Source organism: Yoonia vestfoldensis SKA53, assembly GCF_000152785.1.
In the GTDB taxonomy this organism is placed as follows: domain Bacteria; phylum Pseudomonadota; class Alphaproteobacteria; order Rhodobacterales; family Rhodobacteraceae; genus Yoonia; species Yoonia vestfoldensis_A.
In genome coordinates, this window is sequence record NZ_CH672414.1 from 1,813,578 (window position 1) to 1,836,539 (window position 22,962).

General features: G+C 59.8%; 22 protein-coding genes, 1 tRNA gene and 1 pseudogene. 14 read left to right on the top strand and 10 right to left on the bottom strand.

What is annotated here, in order from left to right:
- Window positions 1-5: 5 nt before the first annotated feature.
- From SKA53_RS08870 to SKA53_RS08880, 3 genes are all read right to left on the bottom strand, one after another.
- Window positions 6-2,306, bottom strand: coding sequence for a heavy metal translocating P-type ATPase (locus SKA53_RS08870; protein WP_040482885.1), 2,301 nt, complete (start codon window positions 2,304-2,306; stop codon window positions 6-8).
- A gap of 248 nt (window positions 2,307-2,554) precedes the next feature.
- Window positions 2,555-3,280 (bottom strand): DsbA family protein, encoded by a 726-nt coding sequence (locus tag SKA53_RS08875; protein ID WP_007205793.1) that lies wholly within the window; start codon window positions 3,278-3,280, stop codon window positions 2,555-2,557.
- Between the two features lie 33 nt (window positions 3,281-3,313).
- Complete coding sequence (locus tag SKA53_RS08880; RefSeq protein ID WP_007205794.1) at window positions 3,314-3,889, bottom strand: L,D-transpeptidase; 576 nt, start codon at window positions 3,887-3,889, stop codon at window positions 3,314-3,316.
- Window positions 3,890-4,114: 225 nt separating this feature from the next.
- Here SKA53_RS08880 and SKA53_RS08885 point away from each other — a divergent pair, with 225 nt between their 5' ends.
- The 9 genes and pseudogenes from SKA53_RS08885 (at window position 4,115) to SKA53_RS08925 (ending at window position 10,597) form a co-directional block, all read left to right on the top strand.
- Entirely contained in the window at window positions 4,115-4,399 is a 285-nt protein-coding gene (locus SKA53_RS08885; RefSeq protein WP_007205795.1) for an STAS domain-containing protein, read from the top strand.
- Window positions 4,399-4,770, top strand: coding sequence for a response regulator (locus tag SKA53_RS08890; RefSeq protein WP_007205796.1), 372 nt, complete (start codon window positions 4,399-4,401; stop codon window positions 4,768-4,770). Before SKA53_RS08885 ends, SKA53_RS08890 begins: the two co-directional genes overlap by 1 nt.
- Window positions 4,770-6,863: pseudogene (locus SKA53_RS15840) on the top strand (chemotaxis protein CheA). The gene SKA53_RS08890 and the pseudogene SKA53_RS15840 overlap by 1 nt, the downstream one beginning before the upstream one ends.
- A complete protein-coding gene (locus SKA53_RS08900; protein WP_007205799.1) occupies window positions 6,847-7,314 on the top strand; it encodes a chemotaxis protein CheW in 468 nt (155 codons plus the stop codon). The pseudogene SKA53_RS15840 and the gene SKA53_RS08900 overlap by 17 nt, the downstream one beginning before the upstream one ends.
- A 2-nt stretch (window positions 7,315-7,316) precedes the next feature.
- The gene (locus SKA53_RS08905; protein ID WP_242601254.1) at window positions 7,317-8,210 is read left to right on the top strand and encodes a CheR family methyltransferase; all 894 of its coding nucleotides are present in this window, start codon (window positions 7,317-7,319) and stop codon (window positions 8,208-8,210) included.
- A gap of 3 nt (window positions 8,211-8,213) precedes the next feature.
- Window positions 8,214-8,600, top strand: coding sequence for a response regulator (locus tag SKA53_RS08910; protein ID WP_007205801.1), 387 nt, complete (start codon window positions 8,214-8,216; stop codon window positions 8,598-8,600).
- Window positions 8,597-8,956, top strand: a complete 360-nt coding sequence (locus SKA53_RS08915) for a hypothetical protein (RefSeq protein ID WP_007205802.1) — start codon at window positions 8,597-8,599, stop codon at window positions 8,954-8,956. Before SKA53_RS08910 ends, SKA53_RS08915 begins: the two co-directional genes overlap by 4 nt.
- A 127-nt stretch (window positions 8,957-9,083) precedes the next feature.
- Entirely contained in the window at window positions 9,084-10,070 is a 987-nt protein-coding gene (locus SKA53_RS08920) for a CheB methylesterase domain-containing protein (RefSeq protein WP_007205803.1), read from the top strand.
- On the top strand, window positions 10,067-10,597 hold the full coding sequence (locus tag SKA53_RS08925) for a chemotaxis protein CheD (protein ID WP_007205804.1): 531 nt from the start codon (window positions 10,067-10,069) through the stop codon (window positions 10,595-10,597). The genes SKA53_RS08920 and SKA53_RS08925 overlap by 4 nt, the downstream gene beginning before the upstream one ends.
- A 32-nt stretch (window positions 10,598-10,629) precedes the next feature.
- Here the strand turns inward: SKA53_RS08925 and SKA53_RS08930 are convergent, their stop codons facing one another.
- From SKA53_RS08930 to SKA53_RS08945, 4 genes are all read right to left on the bottom strand, one after another.
- Window positions 10,630-12,498, bottom strand: a complete 1,869-nt coding sequence (locus SKA53_RS08930) for an acyl-CoA synthetase (RefSeq protein WP_040482886.1) — start codon at window positions 12,496-12,498, stop codon at window positions 10,630-10,632.
- Window positions 12,499-12,606: 108 nt separating this feature from the next.
- Complete coding sequence (locus SKA53_RS08935) at window positions 12,607-14,397, bottom strand: ABC transporter transmembrane domain-containing protein (RefSeq protein ID WP_007205806.1); 1,791 nt, start codon at window positions 14,395-14,397, stop codon at window positions 12,607-12,609.
- Between the two features lie 91 nt (window positions 14,398-14,488).
- A tRNA-Gly gene (locus SKA53_RS08940) sits at window positions 14,489-14,562 on the bottom strand.
- Between the two features lie 136 nt (window positions 14,563-14,698).
- Window positions 14,699-16,261 (bottom strand): bifunctional metallophosphatase/5'-nucleotidase, encoded by a 1,563-nt coding sequence (locus SKA53_RS08945; protein WP_007205807.1) that lies wholly within the window; start codon window positions 16,259-16,261, stop codon window positions 14,699-14,701.
- Window positions 16,262-16,412: 151 nt separating this feature from the next.
- On the opposite strand from SKA53_RS08945, the gene SKA53_RS08950 reads away from it, so the two are divergent.
- Both SKA53_RS08950 and SKA53_RS08955 read left to right on the top strand, forming a co-directional pair.
- Window positions 16,413-16,745: a DUF952 domain-containing protein gene (locus SKA53_RS08950; RefSeq protein WP_007205808.1), complete on the top strand. Its 333-nt coding sequence runs from the start codon at window positions 16,413-16,415 to the stop codon at window positions 16,743-16,745.
- Window positions 16,742-17,794: a quinone-dependent dihydroorotate dehydrogenase gene (locus SKA53_RS08955; RefSeq protein WP_007205809.1), complete on the top strand. Its 1,053-nt coding sequence runs from the start codon at window positions 16,742-16,744 to the stop codon at window positions 17,792-17,794. The genes SKA53_RS08950 and SKA53_RS08955 overlap by 4 nt, the downstream gene beginning before the upstream one ends.
- Here SKA53_RS08955 and SKA53_RS08960 read toward each other — a convergent pair.
- From SKA53_RS08960 to SKA53_RS08970, 3 genes are read right to left on the bottom strand one after another with little or no spacing between them, the layout of a single operon-like run.
- Window positions 17,771-19,096 carry an MATE family efflux transporter gene (locus SKA53_RS08960; protein WP_007205810.1) on the bottom strand — a complete coding sequence of 442 codons (1,326 nt, stop codon included), beginning with the start codon at window positions 19,094-19,096 and terminating at the stop codon, window positions 17,771-17,773. The genes SKA53_RS08955 and SKA53_RS08960 overlap by 24 nt on opposite strands.
- Window positions 19,089-19,583, bottom strand: a complete 495-nt coding sequence (locus tag SKA53_RS08965) for a PaaI family thioesterase (RefSeq protein ID WP_007205811.1) — start codon at window positions 19,581-19,583, stop codon at window positions 19,089-19,091. The genes SKA53_RS08960 and SKA53_RS08965 overlap by 8 nt, the downstream gene beginning before the upstream one ends.
- Window positions 19,580-20,020 carry a PaaI family thioesterase gene (locus SKA53_RS08970; RefSeq protein WP_007205812.1) on the bottom strand — a complete coding sequence of 147 codons (441 nt, stop codon included), beginning with the start codon at window positions 20,018-20,020 and terminating at the stop codon, window positions 19,580-19,582. The genes SKA53_RS08965 and SKA53_RS08970 overlap by 4 nt, the downstream gene beginning before the upstream one ends.
- A gap of 126 nt (window positions 20,021-20,146) precedes the next feature.
- On the opposite strand from SKA53_RS08970, the gene SKA53_RS08975 reads away from it, so the two are divergent.
- From SKA53_RS08975 to SKA53_RS08985, 3 genes are all read left to right on the top strand, one after another.
- A complete protein-coding gene (locus tag SKA53_RS08975; protein ID WP_007205813.1) occupies window positions 20,147-20,515 on the top strand; it encodes a MerR family transcriptional regulator in 369 nt (122 codons plus the stop codon).
- Between the two features lie 171 nt (window positions 20,516-20,686).
- Window positions 20,687-21,088 (top strand): MerR family transcriptional regulator, encoded by a 402-nt coding sequence (locus SKA53_RS08980; protein ID WP_007205814.1) that lies wholly within the window; start codon window positions 20,687-20,689, stop codon window positions 21,086-21,088.
- A gap of 43 nt (window positions 21,089-21,131) precedes the next feature.
- Entirely contained in the window at window positions 21,132-22,910 is a 1,779-nt protein-coding gene (locus SKA53_RS08985) for an acyl-CoA dehydrogenase C-terminal domain-containing protein (RefSeq protein WP_007205815.1), read from the top strand.
- Window positions 22,911-22,962 lie beyond the last annotated feature (52 nt).

A 22,962-nucleotide genomic window follows, 5' to 3' on the forward strand; every position in this document is an offset into this window, starting at 1 on the left:
TCCTCCTATGCGGCAGGTTGGTGTGCTGTGCCGCGGTTGACCGTCGGCTGTGGCGGCTTTTCGTCCATGACCGGGCGCAAACGGCGCAGCCGCAGCGCGTTGGACACGACCGACACCGACGACAGCGCCATCGCAGCAGCGGCAAAGACCGGCGACAAAAGCAGGCCAAAGACTGGATACAGAACACCTGCCGCCACAGGCACGAGGGCCAAGTTATACCCGAACGCCCAGCCAAGGTTCTGGCGGATGTTGCGCATTGTCGCCTGCGATACGGCGACAGCGTTCACCACGCCGCGCACATCGCCCGACATCAGCACCAGATCCGCGGTCTCGATCGCGACATCGGTGCCGGTGCCGATGGCAATACCGATATCGGCATGGGCCAATGCAGGGGCATCATTGATCCCGTCCCCGACAAAGGCGATCTTGCCCTGCACCCGCAGCTGGTCAAGCGCCGCGACCTTGCCATCCGGCAAAACACCCGCGACGACATGGTCGATCCCGATTTCGCGCGCAATCGCCTCTGCGGTCTCGCGCTTGTCGCCGGTGATCATCGCGATTTTCATCCCCTTGGCCTTGAGCGCGGCAATCGCCACTGCCGACCCCGGCTTGACCGGATCAGCCACCGCAATGACAGCGGCGGCCTGCCCGTCGATAGCGACAAAGAGCGCCGTGCGCCCGCGTTCTGCCAGTGCCGTCTCGGTCGCAGCAAGCGCACCAGTGGCGATCCCGTCCCGCGCCAGCAACCTGTCAGCCCCGATCAACACGCGCCGCCCGTCGACTGTGGCAGACACCCCGAAACCGGCGATAGCGCGGAAATCGCTGACCTGTGCCGCCCCCAGACCCTCGGCACGTGCAGCGTTGACGATGGCCGCCCCGATGGGATGTTCGGATTTTGCCTCGACCGCCGCCGCAAGGCGCAGTACATCGGCACGGTCGAACCCGTCGGCCAACACCAGATCGGTCAGATGCGGCTTGCCTGCGGTCAAGGTGCCAGTTTTGTCAAAGGCAATCACGCTGACATCGGCCAGTTGCTGCAATGCCGCGCCCTTGCGAAACAGCACGCCCATTTCGGCGGCCCGCCCGCTGCCCACCATGATCGAGGTCGGCACCGCCAACCCCATCGCGCAAGGACAGGCGATAATCAGCACCGACACACCCGCAACCAGCGCCAGTGTCGGATCAGGGCCAACGGCGAGCCAGACCGCCACCGTCAGCACCGCCAGCAACAATATCGCGGGCACGAACCACAAGGTCACACGGTCCACGACATCCTGGATGGGCAGCTTGGCGCCCTGCGCTTCGGTCACCATGCGGATGATCTGCGCCAAGGTCGTATCCTTGCCCACCCGTGTTGCAGCGAAAGTCAGCCCGCCCTGCCCGTTTACCGTGCCGCCGGTCAGCGCGTCACCTGTGGTCTTGACCACAGGTACGGGTTCGCCGGTCATCATGCTTTCGTCAACCGGGCTGCTGCCCTCGGTCACGGTACCGTCCACCGGCACCCTTTCACCGGGGCGCAGGGTGATGATATCGCCCACGACCAGCGCGTCGACATCGACCGCTACCAGCGTGCCATCGCGCAGCACGCGCGCCTGTCGTGCCTGCAAGCCCATCAGCGCCTGAATGGCCGCACCCGTGCGCCCCTTGGCCCGCGCTTCGAGCAGGCGGCCCAGCAGGATCAGCACAACGATCACCGCCGCCGCCTCGAAATAGACAGCGCGCACATCGGCACGGATCAGCGTGGGCAAAAAGGTTGCGACGACCGAATAGGTCCATGCCGCCCCCGTGCCCAACGCCACAAGGCTGTTCATGTCCGGCGCGCCCTTGAACAGCGCAGGCAAGCCTTTGGCGAAAAACACCCGGCCCGGCCCGAACAGCACCAGCGTTGTCAGCACGAACTGGATGATCCAGGACGTCTGCACCCCGATGGTGTCGGCAATGACATGGTGGAAGGCCGGCACCAGATGCGCGCCCATTTCCAGAATGAAGACAGGCAGGGCAAGCGCGGCAGCAAACAGGGTGCTGCGCGCCAGCACAGCGGCTTCATCAGCCTTGCGCGCAGCGTTGACGCTCGTCTGGTCCGGTTCGGCGGCTACCGCCGGATAACCCGCCTTTGTACTGACGTCCGCCAGCTGCGCCGCCGTGATGCGGCGATCATCCAGCGTTATTGTCGCGGTTTCTGTTGCCAGGTTCACGGCGACGGATTGCACCCCCGGCACCGCCGCCAACGCGCGATCAACACGCCCCACGCAGGACGCACAGGTCATGCCGTCGATTGCCAGTCGGATAATTGTAGGCTTTGCCATGGGAAAGGACCTTTCTCGATTGATCCCAACATAGGCATTCCAGTTACTGGAAGCTCAACCCCCTTGTGCAGAAAACCGAAAAACCCCGTTTTCCACTAAGGCACCTAAGCTATGGCCAGCAAAACACGACAACAACCAAGATGGATCGCACATCCCGAACAAGCGCCGCGATCGCCACAAGCTTGGTGCCGCCACGATCGTTCCTGCCCTGGCAGCCGCAGGCGATCGCGCAGCACCGCGCCGAATGTCTAGTCGGCGGCGCGGGCGGCGGATACCAGCCTTTGCATCTGGTCGACGCGGATCATGCCGGGGGCCAGATTTTCACCAATCACAAATGACGGTGTGCCGCTAAAGCCAAGCGCCCGTCCCAGCCCGTCTGACATCTTCAGATGTTCTGTGACTGCGGGGGCCTCCATGTCGCGGCGCAGCTGATCGACGTCAAGCCCCACGCTTTGCGCCACGCGAATGACGCTTTGTTCCTCGGCGCGCCCCTGCATCATCATCAGAGCATCATGAAACTCAGCATACTTGCCCTGCACCCGTGAAGCCAGCGCAGCACGCGCGGCGAATACCGATCCTTCGCCAAGCACCGGCCATTCGCGCAGAACCACGCGGACGTTGGAATCGGCAGACAACAAGCCGTCAAGTTCCAGCTTGGCGTTCCGGCAATAGGGGCAATTGTAATCAAAGAATTCGACCACCGTAACATCGCCTTGGGGGTTGCCGATGACGGGTGCATTGGGGTCATTTTCCAGCAATGCGCGCTGATCGGCCAGTGCGACCTGCGCGGCAGCGGCCTCGGCATTCTGCTGTTCAAGCTCGAGTATCTGCAATGCTTCGACCACGATCTGCGGATTGGCACGGATCGTGTCAAGAACCAGATCGCGGACCTGATCTTCGGTCATGGTCTGTGCCCCGATTGACAATGGAAAGGCGCAGATCGCAGCAATGCTGAAAAATCGTGTCATGGTCATGCTGTCCCTTTCAAGGCAAGCGGCGTAAAGAGGTCAAATCAGACGAACCTTGGTGCCAATCGGAGCGCGTTCATACACTTCGGCGATCTGTTCGTTATACAATCCGATGCAGCCGTTGGATGATTTGCGTCCGATCTTGCGGGTATCCTGCGTGCCATGAATCCGGTAGAACTGCCACGACAAATACAATGCATGCGATCCCATCGGGTTCAGCGGGTCTCCGCCAGGAATAAACGCTGGCCATTCAGGGTTACGCTCGCGCATCGCAGGCGTCGGTGCCCAGCTGGGGGCGACACGCTTGTCGATCACCTCGGTAAATCCGGTGCGCGTCAGGTCGTCGGACAGAGGGACTGAGGTCGGATAGATCCGCATGTCACCATCGGGCGTCCAATGCTGCAAAAACATCGATTTGGTATCAGCCAGAATCGCACCCACGCCCAGCGAATCGAAATGATCGCGCCACTCATGCACGCGAAAAGCCGCGATATTGCGGTCAACCGGCGGCCGCTCGGTCTGTGCGCGCAGGATCGATGGCGCAAAAAGCGTCGCGGCTGTCGCCCCGAGCAGCAAAGCCCGGCGTGACGGAATTTTGTTATTTCTGTTGTTCATTCTGGCCTCATCTATCTCAACCGTCACTGGCATGACGCGGTCTGCACGGTCAAGCCTCACGATAATCCTGTAGCGCCTGCTTTAGCATGACTTGGCCATAGCGATGCACGCTACACGCAGATTTGAACATACGCGCTGCGGCGATGAATCGGTGGGGCTGTTTACATGATCTTAAGCCGTGCCGGCACATAAGACCTTTCGACATGTAACGAAGGATCGCTTCATATGCCGGCCGACACAGCCACAATCGCCCTTCCTCCCGCGCTTACATTCGAAGCCTGCGAAGATCTCTTTGCAGCGCTGAAGCAGGCGCAAGGAAACGACCTCATCATCGACGGCAGCAATGTCAGCCGTCTTGGGGGACTTGCGGCCCAGATCCTGGCCACGGCCAGCGTGGCATGGGCAACCAATGGGCGGAGCCTGACCCTTGTCAATGAAACCGACGCCCTGCGCCAGGGTCTGGAACTGCTCGCGCTTTGGCCACTGCCGCAACAGGGAAGGGCGCTGTAATGACGAAACGCATTCTGGCGATCGACGATTCGCGGACCATCCGCAGCCTGCTAACCCAGACCCTGCAAAAAGCCGGGTTCGAGGTATCGACAGCTGTTGACGGCGTCGATGGCATTGAAAAGTTCCAGCATGAAGACGCCGATCTTGTGATCACGGACGTCAACATGCCCAACAAGGACGGTTTCGGTGTGATCGCTGATATCCGCGGGGGTACCCGCAACCGGACGGTGCCGGTTCTGGTCCTGACAACGGAAAGCGGGGCTGCGTTGAAAGAACGCGCGCGGCAGGCAGGCGCGACCGGCTGGATCGTCAAACCCTTTGATGACGAAGCCCTCGTCGCTGTGATCCGCCGCCTGACAGGAGCAGTGTAATGACCGCCGATATGACAATGCGCGACGTATTTTTCGAAGAATGTGAAGACCTGATCGCCGCCCTGACCGAAGGGCTGACAGCAATGCGTGATGGCAGCACCGACAGCGAAACGGTCAATGCTGTCTTTCGTGCTGTCCATTCCGTGAAAGGTGCGGCCGGCGCCTTTGCGCTCGACGACCTCGTGGGGTTTGCTCACACGTTCGAGACGGTTCTGGATCACGTCCGGTCACAGCGTCTGACCCTGGACGACCGCATCCTTCATGTTCTGCAGCGGTCCGGCGATATCCTTGCGGATCTCATCGAAACCGCAAGAGAGGAATTGCCGACGAACTCTGCCCAGGTGGATCCTGTCCTCGCAGACCTTCAATCCTTTCTGGGTGACGCGCCCGCGGAAGCAGAAGACTTCACCTTCGAGGCACTCACCCTCGCCTTTGACGGGCCAGCGGATGCGGGATCGACCTATGTCGTCGATTTTACGCCCAACGCAGCTTTTTATACCAGCGGCAACGACCCCGTTTTAATCATCGCTGCATTGCAGTCGCTTGGCACAACCCGGGTAACGGTAGATCTGTCCCGGTTGCCGACGGGATTGGACGATCTGCACTAGCAGGATGGGCTGTTGTCGTGGCAATTGGAAATCGAAGGTCTCGGGTCGGATCTGCCGATCCTCGAAGTATTCGAATTCGTCGACGACCTATGCGCCTTGCAGGTCAAACTGCTTGATGAAGATACCGCCGTGCCAGACATTGCCACAGCCACTGCACCAGACAGTCCGGTCGAGCAAGACGGCATGGATGCCGCGGCAGGCATGGCGGGCGACATGTCCGATCAAAAAGCACGCAACGCCGCCGATAAGGGCAGCACCCGCGCGGCAAGTTCGCTCCGCGTTGACCCCGAACGCATTGATCGCCTGATTAACGCGGTAGGCGAATTGATCATCAACCAATCCGTGATCTCGCAAAGGCTGCAACATGCCAATCTGCCGAATACCGCCGAATTGTTTGCTGATCTTGATGATTACAAATTGCTGGCCCGCGAAATCCAAGAAGGCGTCATGGCCATCCGCGCACAGCCGGTCAAACCCCTCTTCCAGCGCATGTTGCGCATCGCGCGTGAGGCTGCGGATGCAACCGGCAAAGTGGTTGAACTGATCACTGAGGGCGAGGCGACCGAAGTTGACAAGACCGTCATAGAACGGCTTGCCGATCCTCTGACCCATATGATCCGCAATGCCATCGACCACGGAATCGAAGCACCTGACCTTCGCACGGCGGCCGGCAAGAACCGGCAAGGCAGGCTGCGGCTGGCCGCACGCCAAAGATCCGGAAGCATCGTCATCGAAATTGCGGATGACGGTGCCGGCCTTAACCGCCCAAGGATTCGGGAAATTGCCGTATCCAAAGGGCTCGTTGCCGAGGATGCGCAACTGTCCGAAGCCGAAATTGACCATTTGCTGTTCGCTCCCGGGTTTTCCACGGCCAAGGAAGTGACCAATCTCTCGGGGCGCGGCGTCGGAATGGACGTCGTGAAGACAGCCATCACCGCTCTTGGCGGGCGTGTGGCGATCAGCAGTCAGTTTGGTCAGGGAACGACGTTTTCGATCACCCTGCCGCTGACGCTGGCGGTGATGGATGGCATGATCATCAACCTTGGCGGGCAGACGATGGTTGTACCCATCTCCAGCATCGTGGAAACGATCAGGCCCAAGGACGCTGACCTGTCGCAGATCGGGCTGAACAACACATTGCTACGCATCCGTGGCGAGTACGTGCCAATTATCGATCTGGCAGAACGCATGGGGCAAGTCGCAACGCTGCGCGACATGACCGACCGAGTGCTTTTGCTGATCCAGACCGACAGCGTGCCGCAATGCGCCCTGGCCGTCGATGATATCTTCGACCAGCGCCAGGTCGTCGTCAAAAGCATGCAGGGCAATTACGGCGAAATATCTGGAATCTCGGGCGCGACGATCCTAGGCGACGGCAAAATAGCCCTGATCATCGATCCCGAAGCCGTCGCACAAGGCAACTCGGTCTACGCCGTCACCAACAGCCAAAATGGAAGGGATGTTTCTTATGTCGCAGCTTGCTGAACTGCAAAAATCCGAACGGCTGGAATTCGTCACACTGGTGGCCGGTGGTCAGAATTTCTGCATTGAAATCACCCAGATCAGGGAAATTCGCCGATGGACGCCCGTAACGGTGCTGCCGCATTCGCCTGATCACGTTCTTGGCGTGATCAACCTACGGGGTGCTGTCATTCCGATTATCGATCTTGCAGCGAAACTCGGTTTCGCCAAGATCATGCCTACGGAACGGCATGTCATCATTATCATTGCTGTCGAGGATCGGATCATTGGGCTTCTTGTTGAATCTGTCTCGGAAATACTTGGCGTCGATTCACATACCGTCCGCGAGACACCAAGAGGGCCAGAGGACACGACCACCCGCGCTATTCTTGGGATCATTCCGCTCGGCGATGACATGACAAAGATCATAAGCTTGTCGACCTTGCTGGCTCCGGCAAATCAGGTGGCAGCATGACAATGCCCGATAACATCGCACGATCCGATCAGACCATGCGCGAATATCAATTCACCGACCACGATTTCCAGACAATCGCCACCCTGGCGCACCAACGCTACGGCCTGCATCTGCAGCCATCTAAAAAACCGCTTGTTTATTCACGGCTGACAAAAAGATTGCGCGCGTTGGATCTTCCCGATTTTGAAAGCTATTGCGCGCTCCTGTCAGACCCGCGCGGTCATGCGGAGCAATCACACCTGCTCTCAGCACTGACGACCAATGTCACGCATTTCTTTCGTGAACGGCACCATTTCACCTATCTGCGCGAAAAAATCCTACCCGATCTCGTGGAAAAGGCGAAAAAAGGCTCTGCTGTCAGGATCTGGTCCTCCGCATGCTCGGCGGGTCAAGAGGCCTATTCGATTGCCGCGATGATCCGCGATGCATGCCCCGAAGCGTCGCGTCTGGACATCAAGTTACTCGCCACGGATGTCGATCCACAAATGATCCAAAAGGCACGGCAAGCGCGCTATGATCGGGATCAGGCAGATGCCATCCCCGACGAATACAAGAGATTGATGATCGAAGACGATGGTAGCCAGCAATTTAAAATCCGGCAGGACCTGGCATCACTTGTGTCATTCGGCGAATTGAACCTGATCGGGGACTGGCCGATGCGCCGACGGTTCGATGTAATTTTCTGTCGCAATGCGGCGATCTACTTTGACAAGGACACGCAAGTCCGTCTCTGGCAACGGTTCGCAGACGTTTTGCAAGACGACGGCCATCTGATGATCGGACATTCGGAACGTCTGACGGGTCCTGCGCAAAGTGAATTCCGCAGCGTCGCCATTACAACCTACCAGCGGCTGCCTCGCAACACGGCCCTGGCCCGACCTCAAACGAAAGACTGACCCATGAGCTTGAAAGACACATTGCGCGTTATGATCGTGGACGACATGGGCGTCAGCCGGGGACTGCTTGTGCAGGCCATCGAAGAGATGGGGATATGGAAAAACCAAGCGGAAAATGATGGGCGTGCCGCGCTGAACAAGCTGATCGCCGACCCCGTTCACCTCGTCCTTTCCGATTATAACATGCCGGGCATGGACGGGCTCGAACTGCTCCGCGCACTGCGACAGCACAAAGCTACCGCGCGAATCGGGTTCATCCTTGTGACCGGGAACCCAACCCCCGACCTGGTCGCCAAAGGCAAAGCGCTTGGCCTGAACAATATCATCAAGAAGCCGTTTTCAACTGCAAGCATGAAACAATGCATCGAGACCGTGGTGGGCAAGCTATGACGACACAATCCATCACGCATCGACCAGCGGCCGCACGGACGCTCACGAATGTCGGCACCGCCCTACGCGAGGTCGCGATGATCGTTACCCGCCTTGAAGAGGCAGCGTTGCGGACCTGCGCTTGTGCGGCCGACTTGCCGCAAAAAACAAAATCATTGCAGGATTTTGACCTCGTTCTGCAGTCACTTGCCGATCTTGCGACATTGATAGAAGCGATGGGCGAACCTGGCGCTAACCAAGCTACTTCAGACTGCGGTAAATGGATCGCACAGATGCGTCTGGCTTGGCTACGCGACCTGGTTGGCGACGCCCCAGAGCCCGTTGATCATGACCGGACCCAGATAGCGATCTTCTGATGCAACACAGCTTACACAAGTACACCGTAGCCGAAAAATATCTTGCCCATGCTGCCGGCCTTGCTACGGGTTGCGGTGGCAAGCATGGCAGCGTTGGTCAAAACGCCGATGCAAGAGGCATTAGCTCATGCGCATCGTGATCGCCCATCGATCCGTGATCTTGTTGGGCCAGCTACAACGCCGCCTTGAGCGGCTCAAGATCGATGTGGTGTGCGCCGCCACCGAGCTCACGGAAGTATATAACTTTGCAGAACATCACGAACCCGATTGCGTCGTGCTGACAACCGATATCGCGGATTGTCCAGAGTTCGAACTCCTCGCGACGCTTTTCGGCATCATGGGCATCGGCTGTGTTGTACTGGGGACACCGAAGCAGGCGAATCTCACCAATGCCGCGCTCAGGGCCATTTCTGCGATCCGCGTTCTGCCCAGCAATGTCTCGGACCGCGACCTGACCGCAGCCCTGGTGCCCGGAGGCCGCCGTCAGCATCCCAGAGCACCGGCGGCAACACCTATACCGGCAGGGCGCGTCGACCCGCGCAGCACGATTTTGATCGGCTCTTCGACGGGAGGTATCGATGCCTTGATGCAAATCCTGCCGCATCTGCACCCGGGCGCCCCCCCGACAGTCATCGTCCAGCACACCGGTGGCAATTTTGCCTCGAGCCTGATCAGGCTACTTGACGGAGGCACTGCTGCAAAAGTTGTTGCTGCAACGCAAGATACGACATTGCAGCGCGGCCATGTTTATCTGGCATCCGGTGACACTCATCATGTCCGCCTCGTCCACGGGTCTCCGGCCCGTATCAAACTGGACGCAGCACCCCGCCAATCCGGCCACCGGCCTTCAGTGGATGCCCTGTTTCATTCAGCCGTCCCCTTTGCATCGCATGTGACCGCCGCGATCCTCACAGGGATGGGTCGCGATGGTGCCGAAGGCATCACGGCACTGCGCGCCGCGGGCGCCCGCACCTTTGGCCAAGACGAAGCGACCTGCATCGTCTACGGCATGCCGCGTGTAGCAAAGTCCTTAGGCGGCATCGAAATCGAACTTCCGATCCACCAGATCGGACCCAGCTTGCTGCGTGCAGCACAGCAAAGGCAGCGCGCATGAGTGAACCAAACACCACATCGCCAAAAATCATGACCATCGTGCAGGGCGACTTTGCCGTATCGAACGATGCTCAGGTGGTTATGTCCACCGTCCTAGGGTCATGTGTCGCGGTTTGTATTTTTGACCTTCAAGCCAAAGTCGGCGGGATGAACCATTTTCTACTGGCGAGCGGTGGTGATTCAAATACCAACGACTTGAAATATGGCGTCAACGCGATGGAATTGCTGATCAACCGCATTTTGGGCGCGGGCGGTGACCGGCGCAGGCTTCAGGCCAAAATTTTCGGAGGTGCGCGCATGACCGTCCATGCCCGCGACATCGGCCAGTCAAATGGTGAATTCGCCCTCGCATTTCTAGAACGCGAAGGTATCCCCTGCCTGTCGCAAAGCCTCGGAGGGACCATGGCCCGCCGCGTCCAGTTCACGCCGACAACGGGGGCTGCGCGCCAGATGCAGATCGCTGAATCGCCGCCGCCCGAAACGCCGGTCGTGCGGCCTCGTCCCGCGCCCGAGATCACGCTGTTCTGATGCAGAGCCACGATCAGCCCGCCACAGGTCCACTATTTTTGCACGATATCCCAAGGGATCGTGTAGGGGCCAAGCGCGATTTCGATCTTGCGCGCAAGTGCGGGGTCGGCGCTGATCCGCGCGACAAGCCCTCGTTTTTTATCCTCGAGGACGCCATCAACTTCCGCCGCAAGATCGGCAAGGGCGGCGGCGTAGATGCGCATGATCGCCCGCTTGCGCAGCTCAGGTTTGAAAATTTTGCCAACGGCGGTTTTCGGCAATTCCGCCAACACCTCCAGGTGTTTTGGATGGGCTGCGCGTTCGTGAATATGCTGTTTTGCGTAATCCAGCAGCGCCTCTTCGGTCACATCCGCACCAGCCACCAGTTCGAGGTAAACACAAGGCACTTCGCCAGCATGCGCGTCGGGCTGCCCGATCGCCCCGGCAAATGCGACAGCGGGGTGCCCGGCCATAGCCTCTTCGATTTCGGCGGGGTCGATGTTATGGCCGCCGCGGATGATCAAGTCCTTGGCGCGGCCCGTGATCCACAGATATCCGTCCGCATCGATCCGCCCCAGATCGCCAGTCCGCAGGTGATCGGCGTAGAAAATGTCACGGTTCTTGCTCGCCTCGGTATAGGTCTGACCGCTGAACACACCCGGGCTTGCGATGCAAATTTCTCCAATCTCGTCGACATCGCACGGCAGGCCGGTTGCCGACGAAACGATGGTCACATCCGTATATGGGAAGGGCAGACCAATCGATCCCACCCGTTTTTCGCCATCGGGCGGGTTGATCGACACAAGGCAGGTCGCCTCGGTCAGGCCGTAGCCTTCGCAGATGGTGACCCCGGCCGCCGCCTCGAATTTCTTGTAAAGTTCGAGCGGCAATGGGGCGGACCCGCAAAAAGCCAAGCGCAGCGACGAAATATCAGCATCAACCTTGCGCTGCATCAGCGCCGACATCGCCGTGGGCACCGTGATCATAAAGGTGACCTTGTGCTTGGCGATCAGTTTCCAGAAATTGTCGAACACGCCGTCGCCGCGATACCCCTGTGGCGTCGGAAAAACGACCTGCGCCCCCGACCCAAGAGAGGCGCCAAGCGACACGGTCGCCGCAAAGACGTGGAACAGCGGCAGTGGGCAGATTTGCACATCCTTTTCGGTGAACAACAGCCGCGCGCCCAGCCAGGCGTTATAGACGATTCCGGAATAGCGGTGTTGCACGACCTTGGGCATGCCGGTGGTGCCGCCGGTGTGAAAATAGGCCGCCACCCTGTCCTTGTCGGAATCAGCAAAGCTAAGGCTGGTGGGATGCTTGGCCAGTTCGGCGTTAAAATCCAATACTTTGGCCTTATGGGCGACCGGGTTCTTGGGCCGGATCAGTGGCACGACCAACCGTTTCAGCCCCGTCAGGTATCGATGCAGATCGACCTCCAGCACGGTGGTGACATCGGGCGCAAGACGCACGGCCTCAGCGGTTTTTTGGGCGACGTCGGTCTTGGGAAAGGCGCGCAGGGTAACGACGACCTTGGCCTTGGTTTCGCGAAGGATCGCAGCGATCTGTTCGGCGTCCAGCAGCGGGTTGATCGGGTTCACGATCCCCGCGACCTGACCGCCCAGATAGGTCAGGATCGTTTCGGTCGCGTTGGGCAGCACGAACGCCACGACATCGTTTTCGCCGATCCCCAGATCGCGGAACAGATTGGCCGCTTGCGCCGTTTTAGCCTGCAATTCAGACCAGGTCAGCGTTTCGCAAAAGGCATCCGGATCGGACAGCAAGCTGAAGCTGACTGCCTTGCGCCCGCCATGCGCGGCCGCCGTTTGCGACAACAAAGCATAGGTCGTCATCGGCAGGCTGCGTTTAGCCCAAGGCATCTCATTATGAATCGCATCGCGATCCGCCATCGTCGAAAAAGCCATGCCCCATCCTCCCCATTGTCCGTACCGCGGTTTTGCGCCACGGCCCCTCAGGGTGAAATGTTGGCCAATACCACCAAATGGTGCAAGCCTGACGCTGCGAAAGTCTCGCTATTCGGCGGCGACACCTTCGGTGAATTGCAGCCGCGCCAGCCGCGCATAAAGCCCACCTTGCGCGACCAGCGCATCATGCGTGCCCTGCGCCACGATCCGGCCCGCGTCAAAGACGATGATACGGTCCGCCTTTTTCACCGTCGCCAGTCGATGCGCCACGATCAGCGTCGTGCGAGTCTTGGCCAAATCCTCGACCGCGCGCTGCACGGCATGTTCGCTTTCGGCATCAAGCGCGCTTGTCGCTTCGTCCAACAACAAGACCGGCGCATCACGCAAGATGGCACGCGCGATGGCGATCCGCTGCTTTTGTCCGCCCGACAGCATCACACCGCGTTCGCCGACATAGCTGTCATAGCCACCAGGCAGGGCGATCAGGAAATCATGCGCGGCGGCAGCTTTAGCAGCGGCTTCGACCTCGGAATCGCTTGCGTCGGGACGGCCGAAACGGATATTTTCACGCGCGGTATCCGCAAAGATCACCGGGTCTTGCGGCACCAAGGCGATGTGCCTGCGAAATTCAGCTCGGTTCAGACAGCGCAGGTCGATCCCGTCCAATGTCACGGCGCCTTCCTGCGGATCATAGAACCGCTGGACAAGCTGGATGATCGTGCTTTTGCCCGCACCCGACGGGCCGACAAGGGCGACGGTTTCACCCGCCGCGATATGCAGGTCGATCCCGTCCAGCGCGGAAATCGACATCCGCGACGGATAACTGAACCGCAGGTTTTCAAAGCGCAGATCGCCACGGACAGGCGTGGGCAAGCGGTGCGGTTGCACAGGATCAGTCACACTGTCCTCGATGGTCAGCAATTCGATCAGCCGTTCGGTCGCACCCGCCGCACGTTGCAATTCGCCCCAGACCTCGGAAAGGGCGGCAACGGCTCCGCCGACCATGATCGTATAGATCATGAACTGCACCAGCCCGCCTTCGGTGATTTCGCCCGCGACAACATCCTGCGAGCCCATTTGCAAAAACAAAACGATGGCCGCGAAGACCATGAAAATCACAACAGCCGTCAAGAACGCGCGCGTCAGAATGCGCCGCCTTGCGGACCGATAGCTTTGCTCGGTCACTGCGTCGAACTTGGCCCGGCTGAGGCCTTCGTGGGTGAAAGCCTGGACCGTCTGGGCTGATGTCAAAAGCTCGGACGCATCGCCGCTGGATTCCGCGATCAAATCCTGATTTTCGCGCGACAGGCTGCGCACACGACGGCCAAGAAACAGGATCGGGAACAGCACAACGGGGATCGGCCACAGCACCATGATGCTCATCTTGACCGAGGTCAGCAGCATCAGGATGACACCGCCGATAAAGATCAGGATATTGCGCAGCGCGATCGAGGCGGAACTACCGATCACCGACAGGATCAGCGTGGTGTCGGTGGTGATGCGGCTCAGCACTTCGCCCGTCATGATGCGTTCGTAAAAGGCGGGGCTCATGCTGATCATTCGGTTGAAGACGGCCTTGCGGAGATCGGCCACAACACGTTCGCCCAGACGCGTCACAAGATAATATCGCAGCGCAGTCCCAAAGGCGAGAAGCACGGCAAAGGCCAACAGCGACATGAAATGGCGGCTGATTGCGACACTATCGAGCCCAAAATTATCAACCACCAGCCGCGCGATCAGCGGCAGGCTGAGCGCGACCATCGCGGTAAAGACAAGCGCAAATCCCGCCCCAGCCAAGTTCAATTTATAGGGTTTGATGAACGGCCAAAGGGCCTGAAGAGCGCCGATCTTTTTGCTTGATGGCCGGTCTTCTGCTTTGGTCTGCACAGTTTCGGCCATCGGGCATCCTTTGTCTATCAGGGCCTGATGTAAAGCTGAGCGGCCATTTGCACAAGTTTGGACCCACCTTGGTCCGCAATTGTCGCAGGATTGGAGCGGGCGGCGGGAATCGAACCCGCGTCTCTTGCTTGGAAGGCAAGGGTCTTACCATTACACAACGCCCGCGCAGTGCTTCGATTAAGTCAAGCAGCCCGCCCCGTCAAGGAACTGCCCGCATCTTCCGAGCATAAATATCCCCGCGCGGAGCGCATCTGACATCACGTTGCGCGCCGCCTGTTGCAGCGGCGCGCACCTGTCTGCGCTAGTTCACCGTGATCCGACCATCGGTGTAAGGCACGAAAGCGCCCTGCGCCGCCATATATTCGGCCAGCACATCCGCCAGATCGGGGCCGAAATCATAGGCATTGGCCGCATCCTCGAACATGGCATAGCCGTCACCGCCATTGCGGACATAATTGTTGGACACCACCGCATAGACCATTGCCGGATCAAGCGGAGCAGCGCCCACCATCACGTCAGACACCCGCTCGCCAGCAGGTGCCGCGCTATCGACGGTAAAGGTCATGCCCGCGACCTGCGGGAAACGACCGGCACCTTCCTCGATCTGGCTGACACCGTTTTCGAGTGCTTGCAGCAGGGTTTCACCCGTCACCTCGAAGGTGGACAGCGTGTTCTGGAACGGCAGCACGCCCAAAACTTCGCCCATCGTCACCTCGCCTTCATCAATCGAGGCGCGGATGCCGCCCCCATTCTGGATCGCGATCTGGACGCCCTGATCACGCACGCGGTCCAGCATCGCATCGGCGATCAGCGATCCCATCGGGCATTCCATCGCACGGCAGACGCTGCGGTCACCATCAATCGCCGCGGCAGTTTCAGCGACGATGCGCGTCTTCATCTCTTCGATCGGCCCGGCGAGTTCCGCGATCCGCGCGACGGCCGCTTCATCCTCGGCCACGCTGGCATCCAGCAGAATCGTATCGCCGGTAGCCGAAGTGACATTGCCCGCGTCATCAAAGACCAGCGTCAGATGGCCGACATATTTGGAATAGGCATAGGCCTGTACTACAGGCACAGCGCCAACCATCGTGGGATAAGCCAGCGCGCCGTCTTCGGTGTTGGACATCAGCGTATGCGAATGCCCGCCAACAATGGCGTCGATCCCGTCAACCGCGGCGGCGATTTCCATATCCTTGGACAGGCCGACATGGGTCAGCGCGATGATCTTGGTGACACCCTCGTCTTGCAGGGCCGCGACATCCGCGCTCAGGCTTGCAACTTCGGGGGTGAAGATGACAGCATCCGACGGGCTGGATGTTTCGACCGTATCACTGGCCAATGCCGAGATGATGCCGATCCGCTGCCCGCCAATCTCCAGCACAACGTGGTTGTCGACCTGACCGGCCAAGATATTGGAACCGGCCACGTCGATATTGCCTGAAATCACCGGAAAAGACACCAGATCGGTCAGCTTGCGCAGTCCTGCGTCGCCATCGTCGAATTCATGGTTGCCCACGGCCATGACGTCATAGCCGATGACATTCATGAACTCGGCTTCGACCTCGCCCTTATAGGTCGTGTACATCAGGCTGCCCTGATATTGGTCGCCCGCATCGACAACGACGACATTCTGGCCCGCCAGTTCGTCGCGCAGGGCGTTGATCTGGGTGATGACCCGCGCCACGCCGCCAAAGCATTCACCGGCGGCATTCGCCTCGGCGTTGCAGGTGGAATCAAACGCGCTGATCGGCTCGATCCGGCTGTGGAGGTCATTGGTATGGATGATATGCAGCGTGTAATCGGCCGCAGCCGACCCCGCGATCAGCGCCAAAGCGCAGCTTGTGGTCATCAGTCGCAATGTCATGGCAGTCTCCCTTCAGGTTTCGCTCCGCAAGATTGGCCGCGCCATGTAACAGGAGTCAAACACAATGACCTGACATCAGCACCTTACCGCGTCCTCAACCGACATTGCCAAGACACTTGACCATTTTTTGCGCAGGCCCCATGACGCTGCCATGTTGATTTACAAGATTTTCCGCGCCGATGAATGGGCCGCCTTTGAACGCGATGGCGCAACATCGGGCGCGCCTGTCGATCTGGCCGATGGCTATATCCATTTTTCTACGGCCGCGACGGTAGCCGAGACATTGACCAAGTATTTCACCGGCGAAACCGGTCTGGTTCTACTGGCGGTCGCAGCAGAGGGTCTGGACCCGCTGAAATGGGAACCGGCGCGCGGCGGCGTGCTGTTTCCCCATCTTTACCGTGACCTGACACTGGCCGATGTGGTCTGGGTCCGCGACCTGCCGCTGTCGGATGGCGCGCATGTCCTGCCGGATCTTGCATGAAAGCGATTGAACAGATCGGGCTTTCGGCGCTGCGCCGGATTGATCCGGAAACGGCGCATGGTCTGGCGATCACGGCCTTGCGCGCAGGGCTTGGCCCGAAAATCGCGCCCTTCACATCGCCCCGGCTGCGCTCTGATGTGGCGGGGCTGTCGCTGCCCAACCCGATTGGTCTTGCCGCCGGTTTCGACAAGAATGCAACCGCCCTTGCGCCGCTGGCGCGCAGCGGTTTCGGCTTTGTCGAGGTCGGTGCCGCCACACCGCGCCCCCAGCCCGGCAACACCAAGCCGCGCCTGTTCCGGCTGACCGCGGATCGCGCCGTGATCAACCGGTTCGGGTTCAACAACGACGGGATGCAGGTGATCGCGGACAGGTTGGCGCAGCGCCCTGCAGATGGCGTGATCGGCCTGAACCTTGGCGCGAACAAGGACAGTACCGACAAGGCCGCAGATTTTGCCACCGTGCTGGCCCATTGCGGCCCGCATGTAGATTTCGCGACGGTCAATGTGTCCTCGCCCAACACCGAAAAACTGCGCGACCTGCAAGGCAAGGCAGCGCTGGCGGCCTTGCTCGCCGGTGTGATGGAGACGCGGGCAGGCATGGCACGCGCGATCCCTGTCTTTCTCAAGATCGCGCCGGATTTGACCGGCGAGGAGATTGCCGAGATTGCCGAAGTTGCACAGGCGGCGGGTATTGCAGGCATCATCGCCACCAATACCACGCTGGACCGCACAGGACTGCATGGCCCCCATACGCAGGAAAAAGGCGGGCTGTCCGGCCAGCCTTTGTTTGAAAAATCGACGCGCGTGCTGGCACAGCTGTCGGCCCTGACCGATCTGCCAATCATCGGGGTTGGTGGGGTCGCCACGGCGGACCAAGCCTATCAGAAAATCCGCGCCGGGGCCTGCGCCGTGCAGCTTTACACGGCGTTGGTCTATGGCGGTTTGTCTTTGGTCGATGATATCGCACGCGGATTGGATGCGCTGTTGCTGCGCGACGGGTTTGCCAGTCTCGCCGATGCGGTCGGATCAGGCCGCGCGGACTGGACCTGAGGCAGCAGCCTCTAATGCGGGATATTTCAGCCCCAATGTCACCCCGCGCACCACAAAGCTGATCAGCATCCCGATCCACAGACCATGATTGCCAAACAGCGCCATCAAAGGAATGACGCTGACGAAATAGACAACCGCCGACACAATCATCATGTTACGCATATCCGTTGTCCGGGTCGCCCCGATGAAAATACCGTCCAGCATCCATGCGGCGACCCCTGCCAAGGGCGCTGCGACCATATAGGGCAGATAGGTGCGGGCGGCAGCGCGTACCTCGGGTGCGGTGGTCATGATGTCGATGGTGATGCCGCCAAACAGCGCGAAACAGACCGCCATGATGGCACAGGCCCCCAGACCCCAAAGGCTGGTGATGATCGCCGCGCGGCGCAGCACGCCACGTGCACGCGCGCCCGCAGCCTTGCCCACCAGCGCCTCGGCGGCAAAGGCGAAACCGTCCAGCGCATAGGCCGTAACGTACAAAAACTGGATCAGGATCTGGTTCGCGGCCAAAGGCACATCGCCAAAGCCCGCGCCATAGAACAGGAAACTGACAAAGATTGCCTGCACCAGCACCGACCGGATCATGATATCGCTGTTCACCACGGCCATGCGCCGCAGGCGGATCAAGTCAAACACCCGCGCCGCCGTCCGCCATGCGACCCCGGCAAAAGCATCGCGGCAATACCACAGCCCCAGCGCCAGCCCGGCCCAGACGGCGATGAACGTAGCCCAGGCCACGCCCGCCACACCCCAGTCAAAGCCCAGCACGAACACAAGGTCCAACCCGATGTTCAGCCCGTTCATCAATAGCTGGATCATCAGCACCCCGCCCGTGCGTTCCTGCGCAATCAGCCAGCCGGTGATCCCGTATAACGCGATGGTCGCGGGCGCAGACCAGATGCGGATCGCCATGTAATCGCGGGCCAGATCTTCGACCTCGGCGCTGGCGGGGGCAAGGCGGAAAGCACCGTCAAAGATCAGCCATTGCGCAGCGATCATCACCGCCCCCGCGCCAAAACCGATCAGCAGCGCGCGCGATAACAGGGCCGCAACCTCGTCCATGTCGCCGGCACCGCTGGCTTGGGCGGCAAGGCCCGTGGTCCCCATCCGCAGAAAGCCGAAAACCCAGTAGACCGCAGTCAGGATCACGGCCCCAAGGCCCACAGCACCAATCGGTGCCGCCTCTCCCAGTTGCCCCACGACGCCAGTATCGACCAAGCCCAGCAGCGGCACCGTTGCATTGGCCAGCACGATCGGCAGCGCGATGCGCAGCACCCGTCGATGCGTCAGGATGTCAGCCATCCCGTGGGGGCATCAGGAAATGACCCGTCGCCTGTGCAAAAAGCCGTGCGCGGTTGTCCTGCCATGTTTCCACATGCACGGACGCATAACGGCGGCCAGACCGATTGACCCGCGCGCGCGCATAAGCATCGCGCGGTAACCCGCTGCGCAGGTAATCGACGGTAAAGTCGATGGTCTTGGGCAGGGTGATGGCGGGGGTGTCATCGGTGATGCGCCCTGCCTCCATATCTTCCCAGATCATCGCCCAGGTCAGTTCCATGATCGCCGTCACCTCTAGAAACGCCGCCGTCGCGCCGCCATGCAGCGCGGGCAGCATCGGGTTGCCGATCAACCGGTCGGCATAGGGCAGGATCGCGGTCAATTCATCCCCACGCCGGTCAATCTGGATACCCAAAAACTGCATATAGGGCACCCGCGCCACCAGTTTTTGCAACATCGCGTCGCGGCGTTGCTTGATCACTTGAACCGCTTCGGGGCGGGTATTCATGCTTTGCCCCTACTGATCGTAAAGGCCCCAGTCGCCGAGGCTACAGGCCGATCCGCGTCACTGTCCACTGCCGTCGCCCGCACAAAGGCGACCGACCGCGTGACGTGATAACATTCCGCAGTCGCCGTGATCCGGTCGCCGGGGGTAGCAGGGCGCATATAGTCGATCCGCAGATCAAGCGTCGCCGTGGCCAAGGCCGCGGCCGGATGCGCCATCACCGCGGCACCGGCGCAGGTGTCCATCAAGGCGGACACCGCACCACCATGGATGACGCCGGTATCGGGATCACCGATAAAGCGCTGATCGTAATCCATCGCAATGGTCGCCCGCCCGTCGCCCACCTCGGTCAGGGTCATGCCCAGCGCTTGCGCATGCGGGATGGATGCGATGAACTGCGCGGCGATCTTGTCGCGGCGGCTGGCCTGATCATCTGACATGGCTTCTCTTTCACAGTTGGGCCTTCCTAACCGGAGTAGCGTCACCCGGTTGTCATTGCAAACATGATTGATCCATCTGTTGCCCCGCCGCAGCGATGGCGATAGGTTGATGCCGAGGAGAAACCGATGACCGAAAAGCGCCTGTCGTTCAAAGAGATGTGTGCGAAATTCGACGTCACGCCTCGGACTTTGCGCTATTATGAGTATATCGAACTGCTGACCCCCGAAAAGGAAGGGCGCGCACGGTTCTATGGCCCGCGCGAGCTGGCACGGATGACGCTGATCCTGCGGGGCCGGCGGTTTGGCTTTGCGCTCGAAGACATCCGGCAATGGCTGCTGATCTACGAAAAAGAAGGCACCCATGCGCAGATGCGCGAATGGGTCGCGCTGGCCGACCGGCAGATGGAAGAATTACGCCAACAACGCGCGCAGCTGGATGAAACGATGGCCGAACTGCAACAGCTGCGGGACCATACGGCGAAAACACTGGCCTGAGCGCGGCCTGCACCGCGTCAGATAATTCCACCAAATTCGCCAGATTTTTGCTGACCTTTCGTCACCCTTTTTGTGACGCCACGTTCCGTTTACGTAAACGTCACCTTTGCTTGTAAGACTGTCATGTGATCCGCAATTGCGTGGCAACAGCCATTCGCATGAGGAAAAGCCATGACGACAGATACAATGAACATCCGCGAGATGTGCGAGACCTTCGAAGTCACGCCCCGCACTTTGCGTTTCTATGAGGCCAAGGAACTGCTGTTCCCGATCCGCCAGGGCCAAAAGCGCCTGTTCACCAAGCGCGACCGCGCCCGGCTCAAGCTGATCCTGCGCGGCAAGCGCTTTGGCTTCTCGCTCGAGGAAATCCGGCAGTTGCTGGACCTCTACCACATGGACGACGGGCAAGAGACCCAGCTGTCAAAGACCTATGAACTGGCCGAACGCCATCTGGCCGACATGCAAGCCCAGAAAGCAGAGCTTGATGAAGCGATTGGTGAATTGAAGGCCCAGATGGCCTGGGGTGCCGAAAAGCTGTCCAGCCTCGCCAAAAAGAAATCCGCTGCCGCTTGAGGCGGCGCACCATTCACGACACGACCCCAGGGAGAGAGACCAGATGCCCATCTACAATGCGCCCGTCAAAGACATCCAATTCGTGCTGCACGACCTGCTGAAAATCAGCGAACAGGATATTGCGGGGTTCGAAGACCTTGAGCGCGATTTCACCGGTGCCGTGGTCGAAGAGGCCGGCAAGGTCGCCACAGCCGTGCTGCACCCGCTGAACGCCGTGGGTGACCGTGAAGGCTGCGTGCTGGAAAACGGTGTCGTGCGCACGCCTGCGGGTTTCAAGGACGCGTTCGAACAAATGAAAAAAGGCGGTTGGACCGCGATGGATTGTGACCCCGCATACGGTGGTCAGGGCCTTCCTTACGTCATGCACACCGCGGCACAGGAACCGTTCGTGTCCGCCAATATGGCGTTCAACATGTATCAGGGCCTGACCCATGGCGCCTATTCGGCGATCTATGCGCATGGCTCGGACGAGCAGAAACAGACATACCTGCCAAAACTGACGACCTGCGAATGGACCGGCACGATGAACCTGACGGAACCGCATTGCGGCACCGATCTGGGCCTGATGCGCACCAAGGCGGTCCCGCAGGACGATGGCAGCTACAAGATCAGCGGCCAGAAGATTTTCATCTCGGCGGGCGATCACGATCTGGCGGAGAATATCATCCACCTGGTGCTGGCGAAAATTCAGGGCGGGCCTGACGGGATCAAGGGCGTGTCCTTGTTCATCGTGCCCAAGATCATGGTGAATGACGACGGCAGCCTTGGCGCGCGCAATGGCGTCAGCGTCGGCAAGATCGAAGAGAAAATGGGCATCCACGGCAATGCGACCTGTGTGATGAATTATGATGACGCGACCGGTTTTCTTGTGGGCGAAGCCCATAAAGGCATGCGCGCCATGTTCACCATGATGAACGAGGCCCGTCTGGGTGTCGGCCTGCAAGGCTATGCCCAGGCTGAAAGCGCCTATCAGAACGCTGTCGCCTATGCCAACGACCGCCTGCAAGGGCGCGCCGTCACCGGTGCGGAAAACCCCGACGGCCCCGCCGATCCGCTGATCGTGCATCCCGATATCCGCCGCAACCTGATGGACCAGAAATCTTTTGTCGAAGGGGCGCGCGCCTTTACCTATTGGGGCGCATATCTGATCGACCGCGCACATCGCAACAGCGACAAGGACGCCGATGGCCTGATCTCGCTGATGACGCCGGTCATCAAGGGGTTCTTGACCGACAAAGGCTTTGAATATGCCACAGCCGCGCAGCAGGTTTACGGCGGCCATGGCTATATCGAAGAATGGGGCATGTCCCAATATGCCCGCGACGCCCGCATCGCCATGATCTACGAAGGGGCCAACGGTATTCAGGCGCTGGACCTTGTGGGTCGCAAGCTCGCGCTGGATGGCGGCAAGCATGTCATGGCGTTTTTCGAGATGATCAAAACCTTCATCAAGGAAAACGAAGGGAACGAGGCGTTGAACAAGGATTTCCTTGTCCCGCTGAAAGCCGCCAGCAAGGACCTGCAAGCAGCGGGGATGTATTTCATGCAAAACGGCATGAAGAATCCAAATAACGCGCTGTCGGGGTCCTATGATTTCATGCACATGATGGGCCATGTCTGTCTGGGTCTGATGTGGGCGCGCATGGCGAAGGCCGCGATGGACGCTTTGGCCAGCGGTGCATCCGACACCGAATTCTATGAAACAAAAATCGCGACCGGGCGCTATTATATGGCACGTCAACTGCCCGCAACGGCCATGCATCTGGCACGCATCAACACAGGAGCGGATACGGTCATGGCGCTGCAGGCCGCACATTTCTGATAGGCTGGGTGGGTTAAAACCCACCTTGCCCTTCCACTGTCAGGTATCGCGG